Source organism: Moorena sp. (genome assembly GCF_982860115.1).
Window position 1 is genome coordinate 1 of sequence record NZ_CEYLVT010000299.1, and the last position, 7,648, is coordinate 7,648.

Here is a 7,648-nt window from a genome sequence, read left to right on the forward strand (position 1 = left end):
GGGGAGGGGCTGTGTGCGGAACCTGCGTCCGCACCTTGTAAGCCCCGTGGAAACCACGGCAGTCGCTCATGGGGGAGACCCCCAAGACCGCGCTGCCTCCCCAAGACCGCGCTGCATCGCTTCTGGAACTTTGAGATGCTCCCAACTTGATCGAAACTTGAAAAACACAAGGATTCTAGTATTTAGAAACCATAGGTTTTAACTTTGGCGGTAAGAAATTTCAATCAAGACCTTTTATAGAATATAAAATCTAACCTTAGCTTGGCAGTACCCTTAAGGGTACTTTTTCTGAGCTGATCCTATGATAGGATTAATTATTTGTCTTACTGATGCAGAAAACTCCTGAAAGTATTACTACGAGAGACATCTCAGTAAAATAGAGCTGACAAGCAGGGGGGTGACATGGTATAGCGCTACGCGCCAGGCATGCTAGCAATAGGCATGAAGCGCAATAGTCAATAAAAAAGCTTACTAATCAAGGGATTGAGCGATTTTAATTTTTCTTCACTTGTCAAACACCATAGTGCGTAGTGCTATATTGCTCCAATTTCCTGTCAACCCCCTACTCGATAGTCAACTGTATACTCAACGGAGCCAATGGATTACCCCCAAAATAAACCCAGGGCTGTTTCATTCTCTATTGTTCGATTCGCTGAACCGACCAAAATGAAACAACCCTGGGGGTGGTGGCATAATAATAATGGCAATTAATAATCAAAAATTGCCCATTTTATTGTGAGTAATAACTAATAACTCATAGACATCTTGGTGAAACTAACGTTTAGCTCAAACATCGCAACGACTAATCGCTAATTCTCACCTATGATGTCTAATCACTAGTTATCAGCTTCACAGGACTTAATCAGTTTATTCAAATCTTCAGGAGGTTCCTGACCACCAGTAATTTCTAGACCAATAGTTAGAAACTCTTTATAAGAGAATTTTTCTTGAATTTTATCAATGGTACACTGACAAAATGCCTGAGCCTCTGAGCCCTTACTGCCAACACATTGCTCCATGTAAAAACTGACAAAATCAGGTGTATAGCCAAACTCAGAGTTTTGGAGGATAGTCTCAGCTTCTTCAGGGATAGTCAATGGTTTTTGAGGAATAGTCTCAGCCTCTTGAGAAATAGTTTCAGTTTCTTGGGAATAACCCACCGTTGGGCTGACGAGAGCAAACAAACAGGCACTGATAATTGATAGCTGGTATGGTTTGATGTTCATGCTTTTTAACCTCTACAAAAATTAGCCCAGATGAGCTCATTCGGACTATTTTAACAATTGCACACTATTAGGTTTCCCATCTTTTCTCTGAAAGAAACATTAGTAAAAGCCTTGCAGACAAAAGGCAAAACAGAGCATTAAAAATTAGCAATTAACTGTTTTTAATGAACAATTAACTGTTAGCAATTTTTAAAATACTAAAAGACTAGCCAAGAAACACAATACCAGTGTTTAGCTTGTAGGATAGGCAAAAAAAATTGCGTTTTGTTGAGTATTCTAGATTAGATTAGCTAACTTGCTAGTTATCAGTAGGTAGTTATCAAAAAATACCTCAAAATCCCTGCCACACACCAAACACTAGTCTCTCTAGATACTCAACTTTCCATTATTGGTATCAAGAGCTACTCTTTCTAAGAATAACTAGCAACTTTTCTGAGATTATTTCGCACACCCTACTTTAATTGGTATTTTTTTTAGATGCAAGTCCCTAATTACTACCAATAATCATCCCGGCCAGTAGCACAAAGCCAATCCAGACATTTTCGCGAAAAATCTCTCCATAGACAGATGTGGGATGATTGGGCTTTCGTAATCTAGTATAATGCCAAATCCAGACTACTGTCGCTATCACTAGGGCTAACCAAAAGGCCAGTTGGAGATCCATCACAACTCCCAGGCAGGCAAGCAAGCTAGCAGTACCAGCAAAGAACACACCTACGGCATCAGCAGCATACTTACCGAAAAACAAGGCACTAGAGCGCACCCCAATCCTCTGGTCATCCTCCCGGTCTGGCATGGCATAGACTGTGTCAAATCCCAATGCCCACAGTACCGTTGCTCCCCAGAGTAACCAGGTAGCTGGTTCTAGAGTAGTAGTAATGGCACTCCAACTAATCAGTACAGCAAAACCCCAAGCAATGGCCATAACCAGTTGCGGTACAGCAAACACTCGCTTGGCAGATGGATAAAACACAATTACTGGTACAGCGGCCACGCAAAGCCAGAAGGTGAAAGGATTCAGATACAGGGCAAGCACCCCAGCGCAGACCATAGCAACTAAGGCAACTACTACGCCAACTTTGACCGATAGGGCTTTGGATGCCAAAGGGCGTGAGCGAGTTCGCGCCACTTGGGAATCAATATTGTGATCCCAAACGTCATTAATTACACAGCCAGCAGCACTGGTGGCTAAGGTTCCAAGAATAATCACCGCAACCAGGGGAATCGGTGGTTTCCCTTGGGCTGCTAAAAAAACTGCCCACAGTGCTGGCACCATTAAAATCAATCGTCCAGTTGGCTTATCCCATCGCAACAGTCGCATAATGGCTAGCCAGGTGGGTATGGGATTGGGGTTTGGCTGGGTAAGCATAGCAGGGGTGACTCGTTTGTTAGTAATTTTGTTTGTAGGTAATTTTTCGGATTGTTTCCTCGAATCAGAGGAATTTCACAATAGGAGATAGTGCCTATTTTTTGTTATTCTCCTTAAAGATATCGTTATTCATAGGTTTCGGGCTGATATATGTAAGCAGGATACATCAATATGGTTAACTCACTGACCCAAGACATTTTTCTACATGTTTCCACTCCTGACAAAGAGCAAGAGCGCATTATTGCTGCCATCGATATTGGTACCAATTCCATTCACATGGTGGTGGTGCGAATTGACCCTAAACTACCGGCATTCACGATTATTGGTAAAGAAAAGGACACGGTCAGGTTAGGGAATTGCAACCCCCGAACCGGTGAGTTGACCCCTGAAGCCATCAATAGAGCGATCGCAACTCTACAACGCTGCAAGGAAATGGCAGCCAGCCTCAATGCTGAAAACATAGTTGCGGTAGCAACCAGTGCTGTGCGGGAAGCTCCAAATGGCCAGGCTTTTTTACATCAGGTATATACAGAATTGGGTTTATCGGTCAACCTAATTTCTGGTCAGGAGGAAGCACGACGCATCTACCTAGGTGTGTTGTCAGCTATGGAATTCAACAACCATCCCCATATCATTATTGATATTGGTGGTGGTTCAACGGAATTGATCCTCGGGGATCGTCATAACCCCCGTTCCCTAAGTAGCACAAAGATAGGAGCCGTTCGTCTGACAAAGGAGTTTGTCACTACAGACCCGATCAGCCAAAGTGAGTTTCTCTATTTGCAAGCCTATGTCAGGGGAATGTTAGAGCGAGCTGTTGAGGACATCCAGGCTAACCTGAAACTCAGTGAACAGCCTCGTTTAGTGGGGACATCTGGCACTATTGAGACCCTAGCCAAGATGCACGCCTATGAGAATCTGGGTATGTTACCTAATCCCCTAACGGGGTATGAGGTCAGTCGTCAAGATTTGGAAAAAATGCTCAAGGGCTTAGCTGCTATGAGTTTGGCTGAACGCTCAACCCTGCCAGAGATGTCCGAGAGGCGTTCAGAAATAATTGTTGCTGGGGCAATTATTTTATTAGAAGCTATGAAGCTTCTGGGAATGGAGTCGCTCATAATTTGTGGACAATCACTCCGGGAAGGCTTAATCGTTGACTGGATGCTCACCCATGGCTTGATTGAAGACCGACTACGCTACCAAGATGAGGTCAGGGAAAGGAGTGTGCTCGCAGTTGCTGGGAAATATCAGGTCAACCTGGACTATAGTCAGCGGGTGGCTGACTTTGCCCTGAGCTTATTTGACCAAACCCAAGGAAAACTGCACAATTGGGGAACACAGGCACGGGAATTACTTTGGGCAGCAGCAATTTTACACAATTGTGGGGTGTATATTAGTCATTCGGCCCACCACAAGCATTCTTATTACTTAATTCGCAATGCTGAACTGTTGGGCTTTCTGGAGCCAGAAATTGAAATCATTGCTAATCTGGCTCGTTACCATCGCAAGAGTCCTCCCAAGAAAAAGCATGAGAATTACAATAATCTGGCGAATCAAGAGCATCGCCTGTTGGTGAGTCAGCTTAGTGCTTTGTTACGGTTAGCTATTGCTTTAGACCGTAGACAGATTGCTGCAATTCGGCAAGTTAAGTCGGATTATCGCTCCGATGATAAAGCACTTCATCTATATCTAGTGCCAGCTTTTGCTAATGATGATTGTGCTTTAGAACTGTGGAATTTGGATTATAAAAAATCGGTATTTGAAGAGGAATTTGGAGTTAAAGTTGTGGCGAGTTTGGCATCCAAGAGTAGCCTGGCAGCTTATTAAGGCTAAGCCTTTGGCCAAAAGGCCACGCTACGCGATGAAGCGTTCGCGAAGCGTGGCCAAAGGCCTCAGCTTCCGCTAAAAGCGATCAACTCTGGGCTCTGAGCTGTTGATAGAGCTGAAGGCTCACAAAAAGATTGACAGGTTAAATCTTCCAGTAGAAATTTTCCTGTCAATCTTTATAAATTTTATGGATAACGATTTTGGCGTTACCTAATCGTTATCCATAAAATTCCGCTGATAAAACTAGAAATTGATCGGCTAACTGTTATCAATCTACCAATGCCGAAAAGGTCTTTGAATTAGCTTCCCTTCCTAAACCGCTAGGATAATTCCCGTACAGATATAAATAATAGATAATTTCAATATCAACCATATCCCCAATACCTCAGGGGAATTTTAACAAATTTGATTACTAGTCTACTTAGTTATCATTCAGGTTTTGGTAGCGGGCGCAGGCGTAGAGGTCAAATAATGCTCCAACTAGGCTACAGGTAAAAGCAATCACTAATACTCCCTGAATTGGGGATCCATTACCAAAAATAGTCAGAAATTTCAATAGCTCAGTTGTGGCAGTAAGACCAAACCCTGTCAAGCCCGGAATGTATCCTATTATACCAAAACCTGCCAGTAAACCAATAACTAGTGCCACTGGAGCCATAAAGCTCAGAAGGATTGTTATTACCAAAGAACGGAGAAAGTTTGGCAAAATGCTCATAAAATTTAACCGCATAAGCAGGTGACTTGAAAGCCAGAGCCGAAGTATGACTTGGCACTTTCTACCTTAGGCGAAATCCCTGTCGATATCCGAAAATGTCAAAAATCTTAAATTTTCATTAAAAATCTTGGTAAAGGTCTGTGAATCTGGATCATAAAGCCGGGTTGTTAGTGACTTCTTAAGGGCTACCGGTAGTCGGTTAAATTGATCCGCCTTAAGCTACCTGGCTTGATATATCAGTGATTTCGGGTCAGTGGCAGGGGAGTTGCAACCCCTTTGGGGAACCTACCCAATTCCTGAGAAGCTGTGGATCAAAAGTTATCATTCCTGTTAAGATTCTTCGTTGATTGCGGATAGGTTAACTCGTCCCACCACTGAACTTAGGTGGGATGATCTAGTACGTAACTCCCTGTCTTAATAACAAAGCACTAATGACTAACGGCGATCGCATCAGTTACCAATTCCCAGACAACTTCTTATGGGGAGTAGCCACCTCTGCCTATCAGATTGAAGGAGCAGTAAGTGAAGGAGGACGCAAACCTAGTGTGTGGGATACCTTCAGTGCTACCCCTGGAAAAGTACTTAACGGTGATACCGGTACGGTTGCTTGTGACCACTACCATCGCTACGAACAAGATATAGAGCTGATGGTAAAACTAGGGATCAAGGATTATCGCTTTAGCATTGCTTGGCCTCGGATTATTCCTGACGGGGTTGGGAAAGTCAATCAGGAAGGAGTTGATTTCTATAAGCGCTTGGTGGATTGCTTGTTAGATCATGGCATTACTCCCCATGCCACTCTATTTCATTGGGACTCTCCCCAAGCCCTAGAAGACAAATACAAGTCTTGGCTTTCTCGCCAGATGGCCTTTGACTTTGCGGATTATGTTACCGCTGTGGTCACTCAATTAGGCGATCGCATTACTAATTGGATGACCATTAACGAAATCATGTGTTTTACTCACTTAGCCTATGGGTTTGACCACGACCCGATCCATGCTCCTGGTAGGCGTGTTAACTCCATAAAACAGATATGGCAAACCTCCCATCATGCCCTTTTAGCTCATGGTTTGGGCTGTCAAGCAATCCGTAGTGCTTCCCGGGTTCCCTGTTCTATAGCCTTAGTGGATAACTTGTCCGTGACGGTGCCAATCAATGAGTCACCCATAAATGTGGCAGCAGCAAAAAAGGCATTCCCTTTATGTGGGCCAAATGGCGGTATCATTCTCCCTGCTCTGACTGGTGCTTATAGTCCTGAATTACTTGAGGTGTTAGGAGACAATGCCCCAGACATCGGACCATGTGACCTACAAATCATTCATCAGCCTCTGGATCAGATTGGTCTTAATATTTACACTGGTAGCTATGTCCGGGCTGCTGACAATCCACAGGGCTACGAGTTCCTTGGTCTGCCCAAAGGCTACCCTCGCATGGATATGCCTTGGCTGAATATCCTACCAGATTCCCTTTATTGGGGCATTCGTCACGTTAGTGAAACCCTGGGGCGTTCAGATTTGCCGATGTTTATCACTGAGAATGGCTGTGCGGCACAGGATGAATTGAATGGTAGGGGTGAGGTGATTGATACCGACAGGATTATGTACCTCCGAGAGTACCTCAAAGCAGCCCATCGCGCTGTTAGTGAAGGGTATCCTCTTAATGGTTATTTCCTCTGGAGTATGATGGATAACTTTGAGTGGTCTTGGGGATATGATCGGCGCTTTGGCATTACTTATATTGATTACCCAACTCAACAGCGTATTCCTAAAGCTAGTTTTGAGTGGTATTCCCAGTGCATTGAAAATAATCGGGTGGTTTGATCATTCATCGGAAAAACCCGATCAAACCCTATCGGTATAGTGGTCATCCGTTAGTGTAACCCTAGGGAGAGGGTAATGAGCTCAGGGGGTAACAACAAGGCTAAAAACTAAACAGGGTGTGGGGTGTGGGGGGTAGGGTGTGGGAAAAATAAAAGCGATGCAGAGGTGCGACCCGTGGCGAATTTAATTCGCCTACGGAAAGCGCACCATTACCTTCACGCGGGGGTTTCCCCCACTCGCTATTGCATCAAGACAGGGAATTTGGAGTGAGCCGGTGGGATAACAATCGATCCGAGACCTGATTTAACCGTCCCGTCGCAACTCCGCCAGCTCAAAATCTTCCCCTACACCCATCACCCCACACCCCATACCCCGTAAAGCTTTTAAGGCTGTTTGTCACCCCGTCAGGGTAATGAGGGAAGTCTGAGTAGCGATCGCGTAGCGTGACCAAAGGTCAATCGCACAAGCGCGATCGCTATTTTTGTGTGCCTATTTTTGTTTTACCTATCCACATTACTTCCTTTTTGTCAATACTTATTTAATATAAGATTTACTTATTTACATTATTTAATAAGCTCACGGGTATTTACTCGCAAACCCCTTTACAAAACTTACGATATTGCTTAATATAAATATATGAAGGCGCACACAAGCCGGACGAACCTCGAAAAGTTCATATTCATACCCGCAA

General features: G+C 44.1%; 5 protein-coding genes. 2 read left to right on the top strand and 3 right to left on the bottom strand.

Annotation, left to right across the window (positions count from 1 at the left end; translation table 11 throughout):
* Window positions 1–836 precede the first annotated feature (836 nt).
* Both AC4II3_RS29685 and AC4II3_RS29690 read right to left on the bottom strand, forming a co-directional pair.
* The gene (locus tag AC4II3_RS29685) at window positions 837–1,226 is read right to left on the bottom strand and encodes a hypothetical protein (RefSeq protein WP_488015571.1); all 390 of its coding nucleotides are present in this window, start codon (window positions 1,224–1,226) and stop codon (window positions 837–839) included.
* A gap of 487 nt (window positions 1,227–1,713) precedes the next feature.
* Window positions 1,714–2,595 (bottom strand): 4-hydroxybenzoate solanesyltransferase, encoded by an 882-nt coding sequence (locus AC4II3_RS29690; RefSeq protein ID WP_488015573.1) that lies wholly within the window; start codon window positions 2,593–2,595, stop codon window positions 1,714–1,716.
* Window positions 2,596–2,766: 171 nt separating this feature from the next.
* Here AC4II3_RS29690 and AC4II3_RS29695 point away from each other — a divergent pair, with 171 nt between their 5' ends.
* Window positions 2,767–4,422: a Ppx/GppA phosphatase family protein gene (locus tag AC4II3_RS29695; protein WP_488015575.1), complete on the top strand. Its 1,656-nt coding sequence runs from the start codon at window positions 2,767–2,769 to the stop codon at window positions 4,420–4,422.
* A gap of 421 nt (window positions 4,423–4,843) precedes the next feature.
* Here the strand turns inward: AC4II3_RS29695 and AC4II3_RS29700 are convergent, their stop codons facing one another.
* The gene (locus AC4II3_RS29700; protein ID WP_293028717.1) at window positions 4,844–5,137 is read right to left on the bottom strand and encodes a hypothetical protein; all 294 of its coding nucleotides are present in this window, start codon (window positions 5,135–5,137) and stop codon (window positions 4,844–4,846) included.
* A 431-nt stretch (window positions 5,138–5,568) separates the two neighbouring features.
* On the opposite strand from AC4II3_RS29700, the gene AC4II3_RS29705 reads away from it, so the two are divergent.
* Complete coding sequence (locus AC4II3_RS29705) at window positions 5,569–6,957, top strand: GH1 family beta-glucosidase (RefSeq protein ID WP_488015577.1); 1,389 nt, start codon at window positions 5,569–5,571, stop codon at window positions 6,955–6,957.
* Window positions 6,958–7,648: the final 691 nt, after the last annotated feature.